This window comes from Bradyrhizobium retamae (assembly GCF_001440415.1).
Classification (GTDB): Bacteria; Pseudomonadota; Alphaproteobacteria; order Rhizobiales; family Xanthobacteraceae; genus Bradyrhizobium; species Bradyrhizobium retamae.
In genome coordinates, this window is sequence record NZ_LLYA01000024.1 from 125,928 (window position 1) to 141,474 (window position 15,547).

Consider the following 15,547-nt stretch of genomic DNA (forward strand, 5'->3'; position numbering starts at 1 on the left):
CGTTGCGCTATCCGGTCCTGGCGTGCTGGCGATCCCGGGAAGACTCGAACTTCCGACCTACGGTTTAGGAAACCGTCGCTCTATCCGGCTGAGCTACGGGACCGCGGACCCGCATGGCAAGGCAGGTGCTTGGGACGCTTCATAGCAAAGCAGGCGTGGCATCGCCAGCCCCTCCGGGCCGCCCCCTTTCGGCCCCGCAAAGGGATTCCCGCGTCGATCCAAAACCAAAAAGGAGCCGTCCGCCGACGGCTCCAGTTGCGGCTTTTTCTGCCCCGCGTACCGCCGTTACCTTGTTTGCGGTCATACCTTTTCAACATACGGCTGATTCGGCCTCTCGCACGTGGCCGGGGAGTGACACAGTCGAAACCCGACGCCACGCCGCATTCCCAAGTCATGCCGAACTTCTCCGAATGCCGTGGAACGTTCGCGCATGCGTTCTGTTCTAGGAACATCGATCAACCTTCCGAGGAGGACAAAATGCAGAAACTCTTAGCCGCGGCTCTCTTGAGCGCCGCCGTCTTCAGTGCTCCCGCCTATGCGCAGACCGCACAGACAGCTCAGCCCGCCGCCCCCGCCGCGACGGCCGGCTCGCAGGAAAAGATGGAGCTCAAGGGGAACTGGCGCGCGTCCAAGCTCATGGGCCTCGACGTCTATAATGACGGCAATGAAAAGCTCGGCGAGATCAATGAGCTGATTCTCGACAAGGAGGGCAAGGTCAATGCTGTAGTCATCGGCGTCGGCGGCTTCCTGGGCATGGGCGAGCACGACATCGCCGTTTCCATGGACAAGCTCAAATTCGTCGAGGAGCCGGTCCGCACCAGCTCGACGGCGCCCGGAGCGACCACGCGCGACACTACAGGCACGCAACGCGAGACCACGACGGGCGCGGCCACGGGCGCCACGACGACGACCGGACGCAGCGGCGATGCGAACGACTGGATGCCTGATCACGCCATGATGAGCGGCACCAAGGAGCAGCTCAAGGCAATGCCGCAGTTCAAATATTCAGACTACAACTGAGGCGTCCGGCGCTTGATGATGAAGGCCCCACCTTGGTGGGGCCTTTTCTCATGAGTGGATAAGGAAGTGAGCCCGTGTCGCGGGTGCGTGTCCCGCAGCCACTACGCCTTGATGTTGTTCTCGCGGACCACCTGTCCCCAGATGCTCACCTGCTTGGCGAAGAAGGCGCCGAAATCCTTGCCGTCGGCAAGCAGCAGCGACATGTTCTGCGTATCGCGCAACTGCGCCGCTACGGCCGGCTCACTCAGAATCTCCTTCACCGATTTCGCCATGCCGGCGACGGCATCTTCCGGCGTTCCCTTTGGCGCGAAAACGCCCCACCAGGCCAGCGTCTCGAAATCGGGAAAGCCCGCTTCGATCGCGGTCTGCGTATCCTTCAGCACGGGCATCCGCTCGCGGCCCATCTGCAGGATCGGCCGCAGCCTGTTGGTGCCGAGTTGCGCCGTGATCAGCGCCGCCGATCCCACGATGAGATCGACATGGCCGCCGAGCACGTCGTTCATCGCCGGACCGCCGCCGCGGTAGGGCACATGCGTGATCTCGACGCCGGCCCTCTTAGCCAGCACTGTCATAGCCAGATGGCCGAGCGTGCCGATCCCGACGGAGGCATATTTCACCGCGCCAGGCGTTGTCTTGCAGGCCGCGACCACGTCGGCAAAGGTCTTGTACGGCCGCTCGGCGTTCGCGGCGACGACATACGGCGCCGTGCCGACCAGGAACACCGGCACCAAATCCTTCTCGACATCCAGCCCCGGCTTTTCGAGAATCGATGGGATGACCGCGTGCGAATCGAACGTCACCAGGAACGTCGCGCCGTCAGGCGCGCTCTTGGCGACCTGCACGGCACCGAGCGAGCCGGCCGCGCCGGATTTGTTCTCCACCAGCACGGTGCGGCCGAGCTTCGTCTGCAGATGAGACTGCAATAGCCGCGCCAGCGCATCGGTCGATCCACCCGGCGGGAACGGCACTACCAGTGTCATGTTCTTGGCCGGCTGCGCCAGCGCCGGCGTCACCGCGAACGCGGCTGTCGCCGCAAGCAAGTTGCGTCTTGTAATCTTCACAGAACCCTCCTCCCGTTATCAATCGCGATTTTTTTGTTTTTGTTCGCAGACTTGTCTTAGATCATGATGCGATTAGGCGGAATCGCATCATGATCTCCTCTCCTTTGAGCATGATCTTTTCAGAAAACCGGTTCCCACTTTTCCGGATCATGCTCTAGGTGCCGAAGCCAGACCCGGCCTTTTTGTATTCGGGGCGCGGCGGACTGAAGATGTCAAGCACACGCGCACCTTCCGGTCCAGCCCGCATGGTGTGCGGCACGTTGCCGGGCGTCCGCCAGAAATCGCCCTTTTTGACCGGAATTTCCTCACCGCCCTGAACGCGGATCGCCGATCCCTCAAGCAGCACGCCCCATTGTTCTTCGGGGTGATGATGCAGCGTGCCCTGCGCATGCGGCGCCAGCGTCACCACCGACAGCATGGCGTGCTCGCCGGAAAAGATGCGTGTAGTGACGCCGGCGGCGAGTTCGCGAAGCAGGCCGTCATGCGGATTGTCCAAACTGTGAAATTCATCTCTCTGACTCATCGTTTCTCCCTGCGTGCTGTCGCGCCCCATCAGGACTTGCCGTAGCTGCCCTGGTAGCGGCCTTCGCGGATCGCTGTGAGCGTGTCTTCCTCGCGCGCGATCTGGGCGCGGACCGCCTCGAGCAATGTGGCGGCCACAGCAGTGGGGAACGATACCACGCCGTCCTCATCGCCCACCACAATGTCACCGGGAGAAATCACCGACCCGCCGATGGAAACCGGCACGTTGATCTCGCCGGGCCCGCTCTTGTACGGGCCGCGGTGGATCGCCGCGCGGGCAAAGCAGGGAAAGTCGGAGGCAGCGAAGGCTGCGACGTCGCGGATGGCGCCGTCGATCACATAGCCCGCGGCGCCCCGGTATTCGGCGATGTTCTTCATGATCTCGCCGACCAGCGCCCGCGTCTCGTCACCGCCGCCATCAACCACGATTACGTCGCCCGGCCCGACCAGTTCAAGCGCCTGGTGGATCGCAAGGTTGTCGCCGGGCCGCGTGCGCACTGTAAAAGCAACTCCGACCAGCCGGCCGGCGCGATGAAACGGCCGCAGGCCCACGGCGCCCGGCAGCCGCGCAAGGTTGTCGCTGATGATCGAGGTCGGCGCGTTCCTGAACGCCTCGATCAGCTCAGGCGCGGGCTTCGGCACGCTCGTCATGGCCGTGGTGATGGTCATAGAGACTGTTTCCTCTTGCTTCCTCTTGCGGCTCCGGCCCGCCCGGCGCGAGGGCTCCAGATTAGCCGCCACATGATGGCTTGGGTTGCTGCAAAACAATTAGCATTCCGCTTGAGCAGGTATAATGGATTTGGATGGGTCCGGGACGGCGCGCCCCCGGGGGACCCGCACGTCACGCGGTCCTTTCGAAATTTTCGCTTCGGCCACACTTCTTAATGCGGCGTTAACCAGACCGGCCGACGCTGGCTACGAAGATTCGCGCCGCCCAGTTGTCTTACAATGCTATTTAAGAACCTTGCCCCCTCGCCGGCCCTTTCGATCATCCGGTTTTCAGACATCGACGCCTTCCGGCCGGTCGAATTCGTCGCCGATGCGCGCAGCGTCCCGCTGAATCTTGCGAACTTCCATACCGCGCGCGCGACGGTGCAGTTGCCCTGCTGCCAGATCACTGTGCTCCGCTCGTTTCCACGTATCGTCGATGTCAGCTACCGCGCCGCGCATGGCGTCGTCATCTTCCAGATCGAGGACGACTACGACGTAGCCGTCAACGGCATGTCCGTGGATCGTCCGGCTTTTGTCGGCATGCGCGGCAATGTGGATCTGCAGTTCGTCGAACCCCGTGGGTCGCTGCACGCGATCATCACCCTTGGCGCGGGCCTGCGGGATCGGGAATGGTTCGATACGCCGGACCGGCTATGCCCGTTCATGCCGGACCCCGAGGCCCTCGCAACGGTCAGATTCGTCACGATTGGTATTTTGCAGACGGCTTCCGCCAGGCCGGAACTGTTGCAGGAGCCGCGTTCGGCGCTGGCCCTCCAGGAAGGCCTGCTGCTCGCCATCGACGACATGTTCCGCAGCGGCCGGACACCGGAAGTGGCGGGCAAGATTGCAAGCAGGGGCTATTGCCGCCTTGTTCGCATGATCGACGAGTATGTCGCCTTTCATGCCGCCTCGGCGATCTACAGCGCCGACCTCGCCGAACAATGCGGCGTGTCGGTCAGGACGCTGGGCACGGCGGTGGCAAGCGTCCGCGGCATGAGCCTGCATCGCTATCTGCGCCTCAAGCAGCTTTGGTCGGCGCGCGCGCAACTCGTGAAAGGATCCGACGCGATCACCGTGACGTCGTGCGCCCGAGCCAACGGCTTCCATCACATGGGCGAATTCGCAAGACTCTATCGCGCAGTGTTCCATGAAACGGCGTCGCGCACGCTGGCTCGCGCGAGGGGCGCTGACTGATTCTTGCCACAATGTGGCGTGCTTATCTGCTCGCCCCTCAGATGGTACACTTAGAATCACTACAGTGTCCTCTGCGGGAACTTGCCCTGCTCTCGAATTTCTTCAAGTTTTGTAACGGCCTGGCACTGTGTTCCATCGGTCACATGAACCGGGTAACGTCACAACGCCAGCGGGAACATCGGGCAATTTCGGCGTGACAGCGCTGCCAAAATGATGACAATCGGCTCAATCAAAGTTCCCAGGAATTTCGACCGGAGCAAATCGTCCGTGATCGCCTCACGTGCATCGTCATTGGTTTTTGCCGCAATCGGAGGGCTGTTCGTGCTCGCGCCGGTGGCTTCAGATGCGCAGTGGTGGCGTAGCGCACCGTTCGATTTCGAATCCTGCGCCGATGTGGCCGAGAAGGCGACGACCAAAGAAGAAAAGACGGCGAAACTCGCTGAATGCAACGCGAAATTCGCTGGCCGCCGCAAGCCCGGCGGCGGCTACACCTATTACGACTTCATGCAGGACCGGACGTTCGACATCGCGGGTCCCAACCCGACGCCGGAAGAGCAGAAAAGGATCGACGAGCAATATACTGCCTATCTCGAGCGCGAGCGGCGCAACCACATCGCCGCCGCGGCGGCGGCCAAGCAGCACCAGCCCGAGCCGCCGCCCGCACAGGGAATACAACAGGTCTCCCTGCGCACGGAGCAGGCCCCTTCGCCGGTCGAAACCGAGAGAGTGCCGATACCAGTGGCGAGCCCGGTCAAGCAGGCCGCACGAATCAAGGCGGCCCAATGCGCCAAGAATCAATTCTCGTGTGAATGGCCGCGGCTCTCGGAGAGCATCAACGAATTGAAGCGGCTGTTCAATCCACAGCAGCAGCAGCCGAGCAAGCAGAAGAAGAGCTAACGCTCTGCGTCATTCCGGGGCGCGCGCAGCGCGAACTTTGATGTGCGGCTTGCACATCGAAGAACCCCGAGATCGTGGCGCGAGATTCCGGGTTCGCTCGCAACTCTCACCCTCCGGAATGACCTCGACCATTCAATCCGCTGGATCGTGGAGATATCAGCGTCAGTGGGCGCGCGGCTTCCTGACCCGACGCGACTTGACACTCGGCGTTGCGACCGCACGCGACGCCGCCCGCTGTTCCTGCAGCCTCGCTTCATAGCCCGGCGACGGCGTCGCGGTCGGCGGCACGGCATAAGCGGGCAGCAATGACGCCCAGAAGATTAGGACGGCAACCGCCACCAGCGCGAGGCGCGTTCGTTTCAAGTCGCTTCTCCCATCGGCTTACCTGAACGAAACTCGCGCGGGACCGGCGCCGAGGCAAATCAATTTCGGGGGCGAATCTGCTCCGGCGTCAGGCCGGGCGAGCCTTTGCCACTGCTTTCAGCCTGCCGGATCAATTCCACGATCCGGCGCGACAGCGGTGCCTCAAGTCCGCGGCGCTCGGCGATTTCGGTGATGACGCCCTGCAGATAATCGATTTCGGTGCGGCGGCCGCGCTGCAGATCTTCCCACATCGACGAGCGCGCCTCGGGATCGATCTTCATCGTCCGCCCCAGCAACGCTTCGAAGACCCGGTCCGGCAGGCGCAACAAAGCCGGCATCCAGGCGGGCGGGATCGGCGTCGGCGACACCGGCTTGATGCCTTCGGCGTTGATCGCCGCGAGCGCTTCGGCGAGTTGATCGGCGAACAATTGCCGCCATGGGCGTTGTGCGAGCTGCCGGCGCAGCGGCAGATCGGCCAGCGCGTTGAGCGCGTTGTTGAGATTGAGCAGCAGCTTGCCCCATTGCACGCCGTCGATGTTGCCGGTCGGCCGCATCGTCAGTCCCGGCACCGACAGCTTCTCCGCTGTGCGCGCTTCGTCCTGCTCGATGACGATGTCACCCGAGGTGGCGCGATGAAACCGCCCTGCGCGAAGCGCGATCACATTGAACGGCACCATGCCGCCGAGCACGCGCCGCCCCGGCAGGCGGTTGCGCAGCACGGCGGCGTTGCCGACGCCGTTCTGCAGGCTGACGACGACGGCATCGGACGGTGCGTGCTTCGCAATGACGTCGGCCATCGCAGCGGTATCCGCGCTCTTGACCGTGACCAGCACGACGCCGGCATCTGCAAGAATAGAAGGATTTTCCGACAATGCGAACCGATCGTGCGTGATGGTCTGGTCAAACCCTTCAAAACTCGTCGGCCGCAGGCCGCCTGCTTCGATCTCGGCGATCACACGCGGACGCGCCAGCATCGCCACGCGGCGGCCGGCGGCCGCCAGCATGCCGCCGACGAAGCAGCCGATGCTGCCGGCGCCTGCGATACTGATCGTTTGGCGCGAAACCATTTGTCACCTACCGCGTTGCAACCCGGCTTCGAATAGCAGAGCGCGCGGACTGTGCCTATCGCAGGCGCGCGCTCGCGCCTTGTAACCGTCATATGCCACCGTTATGTTTCACGCGGGGCTACGCGGAGGAGACAACCATGGGTTTACTCGACGTACTCAACGGCATGATGAATGGACCGCGCGGCCCGGGCCGCCCCAGCTCACAATCCGAGAGCGGCGGAATGTCGCCCTTGACCATGGCGATCCTGGCGCTGCTGGCCTGGAAAGGCATCAAGCATTTCAGCGGCAACCAGACCGGCTCGGCACCGCAACCGGCGCCCGCGCCGGGCAATGTGAACGCCGGCATGCCCGGCGGCGGCATGGGCGGCGGACTCAGCGACATGCTCAAAGGGGGCTTGGGCGGGCTTCTTGCGGGAGGCGCGGCCGGCACCGTTTTGAGCGGCGGCCTCGGCGACCTCCTGAATCAATTGCAGCAGAAGGGGCTCGGCGACCAGGCGGACTCCTGGGTCGGCAACGGTCCGAACAAACAGGTCTCGCCCGGCGATCTCGCCAATGCGCTCGGCGCCGACCAGATCGATCAGCTATCGGCGCAAAGCGGATTGTCGCGCGACGATTTGCTGCAAGGCCTCAGCCAGTATCTGCCCGACGTCGTCAATCATCTGACGCCGGACGGACGGCTGCCGAACGAGAACGAGATATCGGAACGGATCTGACGCCGCGAGACGCGCGGCGCTCGAAAAGCGCCGTGCCGCTTCACCATCGACGCATTGGAAAGGGGACGGAAATGGGCGGCATTATCTGGATCATCGTCGTCGGCTTCGTTGCCGGCATCATCGCGCGCCTGCTTTCACCGGGCCCGAACAAGCCGAGCGGATTCATCCTGACCACAGTGCTCGGCATCGCCGGGGCGTTTCTGGCGACCTTCATCGGCCAGGCGATGGGCTACTACAGTCCCAATCAGGGCGCCGGCTTCATCACCGCTACCATCGGCGCGCTGGTGGTGCTGTTCATCTGGAACCGGCTGGTGGCGAGCCGGGTGATCTCGGATCCGGGGAATAGGTGACGACGTAGTCGTCATCCCGGGCCGATGTGAAGCATCGAACTATGGTGCGCACTTGCGCACCTGAGGATATCGAGATTCCCCGGTGCGCAATTGCGCACCTGAGGTCTGGTGCTAACGCACCATCCCGGAATGACAGCCTCCGTGCCTCACAACACCAGATGCATCCCTGCATCCATGCGCACAAACTCGCCGGTCATGTTGCTCGACGCGGGCGAAGCGAGGAAGCAGACGAGCTGCGCGATATCGTCGGCAGTGGAGGCGACTTTCAACGGCACCTTCGCCACGACAGCATCGCGCACCGCTTTCGCGCCGGCCTCGCCGCGGCCCTTGGTGAACCACGGCGTATCGATATAGCCGGGACACACCGTGTTGACGCGGATCAGCGGCGCCAGCGCGCGCGCCAGCGATTGCGTCATGGTGTTGAGCGCGCCCTTGCTTGCGGCATAGGCGACAGACGAGCCGCCGCCGGAAATGCCGGCGACCGACGAGACGTTGACCACGGCGGACGGCTGGCCGGACGCTTTAGCGCCCGCTTCGAGCAGCGCGCGCGCCGCGCGGATCATCTGGAACGGGCCGATCGTGTTGACGGCATAGATGCGCTGAAAGTCCTCGGCCGAAAGCCCGTCGAGATCGTGATGCGGCACATGCTTGGTGGTGCCGGCATTGTTGACCAGCACGTCGAGGCGTCCCCACGGCACGGCCGCGGCTGCGATCTTCCTGCAGTCTTCATCGCGCGACACGTCGCCCTGCACCACCACGATTTCGGCGCCGGCGCTGCGGCAAAGATCGGCGGTCGCTTCGGCTTCCGCCTTGCTGTTGGAATAGTTGACGACGATGCGCGCGCCGCCGTTTGCCAGAATGGCCGCGGTCGCCGCTCCCAAGCCGGACGCAGAACCGGTGACAATCGCGCACAAACCATCCTTCGACATCCGCATTCCCTTTGTTGTTCTTGAATTAAAGTTTTGACCGCCCGTTCGTAGCTCGCGGGCTTACCATATCGTGCCGCAATGTGCGTGCAAATCCGCTGACGTTCCACTGTGCGGAATTATTCTTTTGCCTGATTATCTTCATGCCGCCGCCTCATGCGGCCCTGCGGACAGCGCTTGTCACGGCTATGGCTTTTGCCCATCATAAAGCGCAAGAAAAGACCGCAGCCGACCCGGCCATGTCAGTTGGGATTGGCATGCCAATCTCAAATCGGGGAACGCTGTGGCGGAGAGTGAGAACATCGTTGCCGAGACCGCGGAGAAAATCTTCGCCGATCTCGCCGACGCCCAAACCATCAATCGCGACAAGAAGGGCGAGTGGAAAGCCCCGCTCTGGCAGGCGCTGACGGATGCCGGCCTGCCGCTGTCTTGGGTGCCGGAGGATTGCGGCGGCTCGGGCGCCTCTCTCGCGGAAGGCTTTAGCGTGCTGAGCGCGGCCGGCCGCTTTGCCGTCGCGGTGCCGCTGGCCGAAACCATGCTGGCGGGCTGGCTGTTGGCGCAGGCAAAGATCACTTCGCCTGGCGGCGAGATGACGGTAGTACCCGCGAGCCCGAAAGACCGGATTACCGTCAATGCCGATGGCAGCCTGTCGGGCAGGGCGCGCGGCGTGCCGTTTGCCAAGGTTGCAAAACACTTCGCGGTGCTCGCCAGCGATGCGAAGGGTGATTTCTCCGTCGCGTTGGTCGATGCCGGCAAGTGCCGGATCGAGACCGGCCTCAATCTCGGCGGCGATCCTTCTGATGTCGTGACGCTGGACAAGGTGCAGCCGGTCACGATCAAGCCGGCGCCAACGGGTTTCGACCAGGCCCGGCTGATGCTGATGGGCGGCGTCGCCCGATCCCTGCAGATCGCCGGCGCGCTGGAATCGATGCTGGAAATCTCCGTGCGCTATTCCAACGAGCGCGTCGCCTTCGAGAAGAAGATCTCGAAATTCCAGGCGGTGCAGCACAATCTGGCGCGGCTCGCCGGCGAGTCGGCGGCCGCACTTGCCGCGGCCACCTCGGCCGCGGACGCCATTGCCAACGCGACCTCCTTCAACGACGAGGTGTTTCTCGAGGCGGTGGCGGCGAAAATCCGCTGCTCGGAGGCGGCGGAAAAAGGCGGCGGCATCGCCCATCAGGTGCACGGCGCGATCGGCTTTACCATCGAGCACATCCTGCACCGCTACTCGCTGCGCGCGCTGGCCTGGCGCGACGATTTCGGCTCCGAGAGTTTTTGGGCGGTCGAGCTCGGCAAGCTCGTGGCGCAAAGAGGCGCCGATGAGTTGTGGCCGCTCGTAGCCTCGCGCTGAGATCATCTCGATTTGCCTGCATAGAGAACAACAATGACCGCAGCCCTACGTTTCGATCCGATCCGCCTGCCGAGCGAATGCGAGCAGTTGCGCAAGGAAGTCCGCGCCTTCCTTGCCGAAGAAATCGCCGCCGGCACCTTCGATCCGCACAAGCCGAACCGCGAAGATACCGACGTGCCGGAATTTTCCCGAAAGGTCGGCGCGCGCGGCTGGCTCGGCATGACCTGGCCGAAGAAATATGGCGGCCATGAGCGCTCGTTCCTCGAGCGTTATGTGGTGACCGAGGAAATGCGCGTGGCGAATGCGCCGACGCGGCGCTTCTTTGTCGCCGACCGCCAGAGCGGCCCGGTGCTTTTGAAATACGCACCCGAGCACATCAAGATGGAAATCCTGCCGCGCATCTGCCGCGGCGAGATCTGCTTTGCGATCGGCATGAGCGAGCCGAACTCCGGCTCCGATTTGTTCGCGGCAAAGACCCGCGCGACCAAGACCGATGGCGGCTATCTGATCAACGGCACCAAGATCTGGACCTCCTCGGCGCATATCGCCGATTACATGATCGCGATTTTTCGGACGTCACCGCCGACCAAAGAAAATCGCCGCCACGGCCTGACGCAGTTTCTGGTCAAGATGAAGCAGCCCGGCATCCAGGTGAACCCGATCGCCCAGATCACCGGGCAGTATGAATTCAACGAGGTCGTGTTCACCGATCACTTCATTCCCGACGATCACGTGCTCGGCGAAATCGACGGCGCCTGGAAGCAGGCGACGTCAGAGCTCGCTTATGAACGGTCCGGCCCCGAGCGCTTCCTGGAAACTTATTACGTGCTGACCGAACTGGTCCGCGCCGTTGGCAATAACCCGGACACCCGCAGCGCCGAAGGCATCGGCCGCCTGGTCGCGCAGGTGCACACGATGCGGCGCATGTCGGTATCGGTCGCGGGCATGCTGCAGGCCGGCAAGGAGCCCGTGGTCGAGGCCTCTATCGTGAAAGACATCGGCACCATCTGGGAGCAGCAATTGCCGCATCGCGTGCGTGAGCTCGCCGCCTTTGTCGAGGAAACCGCGACCAACCGCGAGACGCTGGAAAAGCAACTCGACTTCGCCATCAAGACCGCGCCCAAGCTGACGATCCAGGGCGGCACCACCGAAGTGCTGCGCGGCATCATCGCCCGCGGGCTCGGTCTGCGCTAATTCAACGAGGAAACCGCATGAGCAAATACACTGATATCGGCGTCGAGAAGCACGGCCATGTCGGCCTGATCGAGATCCGAAAACCTCCGCTGAACTTCTTCGACGTCTCGCTGATCAACCAGATTGCAGATGCGCTGGAGGAGTTCGACAACGACATCGAAATCCGCAGCTCCGTGCTCGCAGCCCAAGGCAAGGCGTTCTGCGCCGGCGCGGATTTTTCCGATCCGAAGCGGCAGGAGCAGGAAGCGAGCGCGCAGAATGATCCGGCCGCCAATCTGCCGATCAACCATCTCTACGTCCAGGCCGTGCGCATCTTCCGCAACAAGAAGCCGATCGTCGCCGCCGTCCACGGCGCGGCCATCGGCGGTGGCCTGGGACTAGCCGTCTCGGCCGATTTCCGCGTCACCTGCCCCGAGGCACGCTTCGCGGCCAACTTTACAAAACTTGGCTTTCATCCAGGCTTCGGCCTTACTACGACGCTTCCCGAACTCGTTGGCCGCAACAACGCCGAACTGATCTTCTACACCAGTCGCCGCATCACCGGCGAGGAAGCCGCGCGCATGGGCCTTGCCAATATCTGCGTGCCGCAGGACCAGGTTCGCGCCGAGGCCATGAAGCTCGCAGCCGAAATCGCCGAATGCTCCCCGCTCGGCCTGATCTCGACCCGCGCCACCATGCGCGCCGGCCTCGCCGACCGCGTCATGGCCGCCACCAACCACGAGCTCGCCGAGCAGACCAAACTGCGTGCGACGGAGGATTTCAAGGAAGGCGTCAAAGCCACCGCCGAGCGAAGGGCGGCGAATTTCAAGGGACGCTAAGGCCGCGCCGCTTGCGCGATGTCCCTTCTCCCCTTGTGGGAGAAGGTGGCGCGAAGCGCCGGATGAGGGTTCTCTCCACGCGCGAGATCAGTCTGTAGGGTGGGCAAAGCGTAGCGTGCCCACCATCTCGATCACGATTTGAGATGCATGGTGGGCACGGCGCAAATGCGCCTTTGCCCACCCTACGTCCTCACCCCACCAGCTTGAACGTCACGCCGCAAAGATCGAACACATCGCCCGACGCCTTGCAGCCCTTCGCCTTGGCCGCATCGCGCACTTTCGCGATATCGGCGGCCCTGAACGTCAATCCGCTCATCAAATCGCTCGCGCCGTTGACAAAGCGGAAGCTGGCATTGGGCAGCTTCAATTCAGGCTCACTGCCTGCCCCATTGCTGACGGCGATACCCAGAATCTTCCCCCAGTGCTCAGCGAGCCCCTGCGGATCCGGGCTCTGCATCTCGACTTCCGTCAGCGCCAGCGTCACGTCCTTGCGGATCGCCTTCTGCCAGTCCGGGCCCGCCGGCGGATAGGGCCCCAGCACATCGTCGCTGCCGTCGGTATGATTGAACTCGATGAAGGCGGCGCGGCAATCGCGCGGGTGCAGTTGCACGCCGTGATAAGGCGCGTGCGTGATCACGTTCGCGGTGCGCACGCCGATCGCATTGGCGTGCTTGCCGCGCGCGTCGGGATCGTCGCAGCAGAAGATAGCCATGTAGCCGCCGTGGCCGCCGGTCTTGTCGAGAAAGCGCCCCGCCGCGGTGCCCGGCTGAATCGGCGCCACCACTTCGAGCAGGATCGTATCGACCGGCAGCAGCGCGTTTTCCAAGCCGTACTTGGCGACATTGCCGTCGCGGTAACAGACGTTGAGGCCCATGATTTCGGAAATGTCCGAGATCACCGGCTCCAGATGCGGCGCCACCAGGCAGATCTGCCGCAGCCTGAGATATCCGGCCATCTCAATGCCCCTGAAATACCGGCTTGCGCTTTTCGACAAAGGCTTTTGCGGCCTCCTTGTGATCGGCGGTGTCGCCCGAGCGCGAATGATGGATGGCTTCGGCGTCAAAACAGGCCTCCAGCGACATCGTCTCGGCGTTGTTGATGTTGCGTTTGATGTAGCCCAGCGTCACTGACGGTCCCTGCGCCAGCGACATCGCGAGATCGTGCGCCTCCGTATCGATGTCAGCGTCCGGCACCACCTTTGTCACAATGCCGAGATTGTAGGCTTCGGTCGCGCTCAGTACCGGCGAGGTCAGATAGAGCTCGCGCGCTTTCGCAGCTCCGAGCATCTGGGTGAGGAAATAGGTGCCGCCGTAATCCCCTGACAATCCGACCTTGGCGAACGCGGTGGTGATCTTGCAGGAGGCGCTGGCTACGCGCAGGTCGCAGGACAGCGCGATCGAAAGCCCCGCGCCGGCGGCAGCGCCATCGAGCTGCGCCACGACCGGCTTCGGCATCTGGTGCAGGATGCGCGAGACTTCCATGCCGCGGCGCAAGTTCGCCATCTTGGCCTCGAAGCCGAGCGGCGCCCTGCCCTCCGCCATCGACTTGACGTCACCTCCGACGCAGAACGTGCCGCCCGCGCCCTTCAAGAGTACCGCGCGCACCTCGTGATCCTCCGCCGCGCGCCGTGCGGCTTCGACCAATCCGCGCGTCATGTCGGGATTGAGCGCGTTGCGCCGGTCGGGGCGGTTCATGGTGATGGTGAGCAAGCCCTGTTCGAACTTCTGGAGGACCATTTCGTTTGCGCTCATGGGTGTGCTTTCGTTGTTGTTGTTTGAGATGAATTCGCGGGGTGGGCAAAGGCGCACTTGCCCCGTGCCCACCATCTCTCGCCGATCTGCGGCTCAAGGGCGGCACGCTTCGCGTTGCCCACCCTACGCAGATGCGGTTCTATTTCTTCACCAGCGGGCAGCGCGAGGCTTCCAGCGGCTGGAATGCCTCGTTACCGGGGATCGTCGCCAGCAGCTTGTAATAATCCCAGCGCGCCTTGGATTCCGACGGCTTCTTGACCTCGAACAAATACATGTCGTGCACCATGCGGCCGTCGTCGCGAATCTTGCCGTTCCTGGCGAACATGTCGTTGACCGGCGTCTCCTTCATCACCTTCATTACCGCGGCCGCATCCGTGGTGCCCGCGGCCTTGACGGCTTTCAGGTAATGCAGGACCGACGAATAGACGCTGGCCTGCGCCGCGGTCGGCGGCCGCTTGACGCGCTCCATGAAGCGTTTTGAAAAGGCGCGGGTGTCGTCGTTAAGGTCCCAATAGAAGGCTTCGGCAAGCAGGAGACCCTGCGCCGTCTCCAGCCCGACGCTGTCGATGTCGGTGACGAAGGCAAGCAGCGGCGAGAGCTTTTGGCCGCCGCTCCTGGTCAGACCAAATTCCGCCGCCTGCTTGATCGCGTTAATGGTGTCGCCGCCGGCATTGGCGAGGCCGACAACCTTTGCCTTCGAGCTCTGCGCCTGCAGCAGGAACGAGGAGAAGTCCGACGTATTGAGCGGATGCTTGACGCTGCCGAGCACCTTGCCGCCGGCCTTCACCACCACATTGCTGGTGTCCTTTTCCAGGTCCTGACCGAAGGCATAGTCGGCGGTGAGGAAGAACCAGGTTTCGAAGCCGCTCTTGACGGTGGCGAGCCCGGTGACGTTGGCCTGCGCAAACGTGTCGTAGGAATAATGCACGGTGTAGGGGCCGCAGGCCTCGTTGCTCAGCCGGATCGAGGCCGGGCCGCTATACATCACGATCTTGTTGCGCGCCTTCGCGATCTCACCGGCGGCCAGCGCGGTCGCGGAGGCCGCTACGTCGTACAGCATCTCGACGCCCTGATTGTCGAGCATGTCGCGCGCGATGCTGGCGGAAAGGTCGGCCTTGTTGAGATGATCGGCCGCGACGATCTCGACCTTGCGCCCCAGCACCTCGCCGCCAAAATCCTCCACCGCCATCTTCGCGGCCGTCTCCGAGCCCGGCCCCGTAATATCGGCGTAGAGCCCAGACATATCGAGGATGCCGCCGAGCTTGAGCGGCGGCTTGCTCTGCGCGATTGCCGCGCTCGCCGACATCGCCAGCGCGGCGGCGAAAACGGCTGTGATTGCTCTCTTCATGGAGTTCTCCCTATTGGTTGCCGCATTGCCTGCGACTTTGAAGTTTTTGCTCTGGCAGGATCATGCCGCACGGGGTGCATAGCGGCAAGGCGCGAAGGAAGGTGGATTGCGTCGCGATTTCCGCTAAGCGGAATGATTTCGTAGGATGGGTAGAGCGAAGCGAAACCCATCAATTCCTTGCGCGGCGACATGATGGGTATCGCTTCGCTCCACCCATCCTACCCGACGCATCAGCGTGTCCCGGACGCCGTGCAGCGTCTC

Annotated in this window: 17 protein-coding genes and 1 tRNA gene; 8 read left to right on the forward strand and 10 right to left on the reverse strand. The window is 63.2% G+C overall.

Translation table 11 applies throughout. The features are described from left to right. Positions 1-26 precede the first annotated feature (26 nt). Positions 27-103, reverse strand: a tRNA-Arg gene (locus tag CQ13_RS05715). A gap of 401 nt (positions 104-504) precedes the next feature. Between CQ13_RS05715 and CQ13_RS05720 the strand changes: the two genes are divergently transcribed. Continuing rightward, positions 505-1,020 carry a PRC-barrel domain-containing protein gene (locus tag CQ13_RS05720; RefSeq protein ID WP_197427251.1) on the forward strand — a complete coding sequence of 172 codons (516 nt, stop codon included), beginning with the start codon at positions 505-507 and terminating at the stop codon, positions 1,018-1,020. A gap of 101 nt (positions 1,021-1,121) precedes the next feature. Here CQ13_RS05720 and CQ13_RS05725 read toward each other — a convergent pair whose 3' ends face one another. The 3 genes from CQ13_RS05725 to CQ13_RS05735 all read right to left on the reverse strand — a co-directional run bounded on the left by CQ13_RS05725 (position 1,122) and on the right by CQ13_RS05735 (position 3,272). Next, a complete protein-coding gene (locus CQ13_RS05725) occupies positions 1,122-2,081 on the reverse strand; it encodes a Bug family tripartite tricarboxylate transporter substrate binding protein (protein WP_057842023.1) in 960 nt (319 codons plus the stop codon). Positions 2,082-2,235: 154 nt separating this feature from the next. Then, a complete protein-coding gene (locus CQ13_RS05730) occupies positions 2,236-2,604 on the reverse strand; it encodes a cupin domain-containing protein (RefSeq protein ID WP_057842096.1) in 369 nt (122 codons plus the stop codon). Between the two features lie 29 nt (positions 2,605-2,633). Further along, positions 2,634-3,272: an RraA family protein gene (locus tag CQ13_RS05735; protein WP_057842024.1), complete on the reverse strand. Its 639-nt coding sequence runs from the start codon at positions 3,270-3,272 to the stop codon at positions 2,634-2,636. A gap of 279 nt (positions 3,273-3,551) precedes the next feature. On the opposite strand from CQ13_RS05735, the gene CQ13_RS05740 reads away from it, so the two are divergent. Both CQ13_RS05740 and CQ13_RS05745 read left to right on the forward strand, forming a co-directional pair. Next, positions 3,552-4,508, forward strand: a complete 957-nt coding sequence (locus tag CQ13_RS05740; RefSeq protein ID WP_057842025.1) for a helix-turn-helix domain-containing protein — start codon at positions 3,552-3,554, stop codon at positions 4,506-4,508. Between the two features lie 213 nt (positions 4,509-4,721). Next, positions 4,722-5,405: a hypothetical protein gene (locus CQ13_RS05745; protein ID WP_057842097.1), complete on the forward strand. Its 684-nt coding sequence runs from the start codon at positions 4,722-4,724 to the stop codon at positions 5,403-5,405. A 162-nt stretch (positions 5,406-5,567) separates the two neighbouring features. Here the strand turns inward: CQ13_RS05745 and CQ13_RS05750 are convergent, their stop codons facing one another. Together CQ13_RS05750 and CQ13_RS05755 are read right to left on the reverse strand one after the other, a co-directional pair. Then, a complete protein-coding gene (locus CQ13_RS05750; RefSeq protein ID WP_057842026.1) occupies positions 5,568-5,768 on the reverse strand; it encodes a hypothetical protein in 201 nt (66 codons plus the stop codon). A gap of 59 nt (positions 5,769-5,827) precedes the next feature. Then, entirely contained in the window at positions 5,828-6,835 is a 1,008-nt protein-coding gene (locus CQ13_RS05755; protein WP_057842027.1) for a 2-dehydropantoate 2-reductase, read from the reverse strand. 137 nt (positions 6,836-6,972) lie between these two features. Here CQ13_RS05755 and CQ13_RS05760 point away from each other — a divergent pair, with 137 nt between their 5' ends. Together CQ13_RS05760 and CQ13_RS05765 are read left to right on the forward strand one after the other, a co-directional pair. Continuing rightward, on the forward strand, positions 6,973-7,548 hold the full coding sequence (locus CQ13_RS05760) for a YidB family protein (RefSeq protein ID WP_057842028.1): 576 nt from the start codon (positions 6,973-6,975) through the stop codon (positions 7,546-7,548). Positions 7,549-7,619: 71 nt separating this feature from the next. After that, on the forward strand, positions 7,620-7,898 hold the full coding sequence (locus tag CQ13_RS05765; RefSeq protein WP_057842029.1) for a GlsB/YeaQ/YmgE family stress response membrane protein: 279 nt from the start codon (positions 7,620-7,622) through the stop codon (positions 7,896-7,898). Between the two features lie 146 nt (positions 7,899-8,044). On the opposite strand, the gene CQ13_RS05770 is transcribed toward CQ13_RS05765, so the two are convergent. Then, complete coding sequence (locus CQ13_RS05770; protein WP_057842098.1) at positions 8,045-8,827, reverse strand: SDR family NAD(P)-dependent oxidoreductase; 783 nt, start codon at positions 8,825-8,827, stop codon at positions 8,045-8,047. Positions 8,828-9,107: 280 nt separating this feature from the next. Here CQ13_RS05770 and CQ13_RS05775 point away from each other — a divergent pair, with 280 nt between their 5' ends. The 3 genes from CQ13_RS05775 to CQ13_RS05785 are packed head-to-tail and all read left to right on the forward strand — an operon-like array spanning position 9,108 to position 12,187. Then, complete coding sequence (locus tag CQ13_RS05775; RefSeq protein WP_057842030.1) at positions 9,108-10,175, forward strand: acyl-CoA dehydrogenase family protein; 1,068 nt, start codon at positions 9,108-9,110, stop codon at positions 10,173-10,175. Positions 10,176-10,208: 33 nt separating this feature from the next. Next, positions 10,209-11,369, forward strand: coding sequence for an acyl-CoA dehydrogenase family protein (locus tag CQ13_RS05780; protein ID WP_057842031.1), 1,161 nt, complete (start codon positions 10,209-10,211; stop codon positions 11,367-11,369). A 17-nt stretch (positions 11,370-11,386) separates the two neighbouring features. Beyond that, positions 11,387-12,187, forward strand: coding sequence for an enoyl-CoA hydratase/isomerase family protein (locus tag CQ13_RS05785; RefSeq protein WP_057842032.1), 801 nt, complete (start codon positions 11,387-11,389; stop codon positions 12,185-12,187). 190 nt (positions 12,188-12,377) lie between these two features. Here CQ13_RS05785 and CQ13_RS05790 read toward each other — a convergent pair whose 3' ends face one another. The 3 genes from CQ13_RS05790 to CQ13_RS05800 all read right to left on the reverse strand — a co-directional run bounded on the left by CQ13_RS05790 (position 12,378) and on the right by CQ13_RS05800 (position 15,286). After that, positions 12,378-13,142, reverse strand: coding sequence for a VOC family protein (locus CQ13_RS05790; protein ID WP_057842033.1), 765 nt, complete (start codon positions 13,140-13,142; stop codon positions 12,378-12,380). A 1-nt stretch (position 13,143) separates the two neighbouring features. Further along, positions 13,144-13,938 carry an enoyl-CoA hydratase gene (locus tag CQ13_RS05795; protein ID WP_057842034.1) on the reverse strand — a complete coding sequence of 265 codons (795 nt, stop codon included), beginning with the start codon at positions 13,936-13,938 and terminating at the stop codon, positions 13,144-13,146. Between the two features lie 139 nt (positions 13,939-14,077). Further along, positions 14,078-15,286, reverse strand: coding sequence for an ABC transporter substrate-binding protein (locus CQ13_RS05800; RefSeq protein WP_057842035.1), 1,209 nt, complete (start codon positions 15,284-15,286; stop codon positions 14,078-14,080). Positions 15,287-15,547 lie beyond the last annotated feature (261 nt).

What these genes read in the sequence shown, in the direction of transcription:
- CQ13_RS05765 (WP_057842029.1), top strand. Translation starts at nt 7,620, where the DNA reads ATGGGCGGCATTATCTGGATCATCGTCGTCGGCTTCGTTGCCGGCATC.
- CQ13_RS05795 (WP_057842034.1), bottom strand. Translation starts at nt 13,938, where the DNA reads ATGAGCGCAAACGAAATGGTCCTCCAGAAGTTCGAACAGGGCTTGCTC.
- CQ13_RS05730 (WP_057842096.1), bottom strand. Translation starts at nt 2,604, where the DNA reads ATGAGTCAGAGAGATGAATTTCACAGTTTGGACAATCCGCATGACGGC.
- CQ13_RS05790 (WP_057842033.1), bottom strand. Translation starts at nt 13,142, where the DNA reads ATGGCCGGATATCTCAGGCTGCGGCAGATCTGCCTGGTGGCGCCGCAT.
- CQ13_RS05785 (WP_057842032.1), top strand. Translation starts at nt 11,387, where the DNA reads ATGAGCAAATACACTGATATCGGCGTCGAGAAGCACGGCCATGTCGGC.
- CQ13_RS05745 (WP_057842097.1), top strand. Translation starts at nt 4,722, where the DNA reads ATGACAATCGGCTCAATCAAAGTTCCCAGGAATTTCGACCGGAGCAAA.
- CQ13_RS05800 (WP_057842035.1), bottom strand. Translation starts at nt 15,286, where the DNA reads ATGAAGAGAGCAATCACAGCCGTTTTCGCCGCCGCGCTGGCGATGTCG.
- CQ13_RS05780 (WP_057842031.1), top strand. Translation starts at nt 10,209, where the DNA reads ATGACCGCAGCCCTACGTTTCGATCCGATCCGCCTGCCGAGCGAATGC.
- CQ13_RS05760 (WP_057842028.1), top strand. Translation starts at nt 6,973, where the DNA reads ATGGGTTTACTCGACGTACTCAACGGCATGATGAATGGACCGCGCGGC.
- CQ13_RS05740 (WP_057842025.1), top strand. Translation starts at nt 3,552, where the DNA reads ATGCTATTTAAGAACCTTGCCCCCTCGCCGGCCCTTTCGATCATCCGG.
- CQ13_RS05770 (WP_057842098.1), bottom strand. Translation starts at nt 8,827, where the DNA reads ATGTCGAAGGATGGTTTGTGCGCGATTGTCACCGGTTCTGCGTCCGGC.
- CQ13_RS05735 (WP_057842024.1), bottom strand. Translation starts at nt 3,272, where the DNA reads ATGACCATCACCACGGCCATGACGAGCGTGCCGAAGCCCGCGCCTGAG.
- CQ13_RS05755 (WP_057842027.1), bottom strand. Translation starts at nt 6,835, where the DNA reads ATGGTTTCGCGCCAAACGATCAGTATCGCAGGCGCCGGCAGCATCGGC.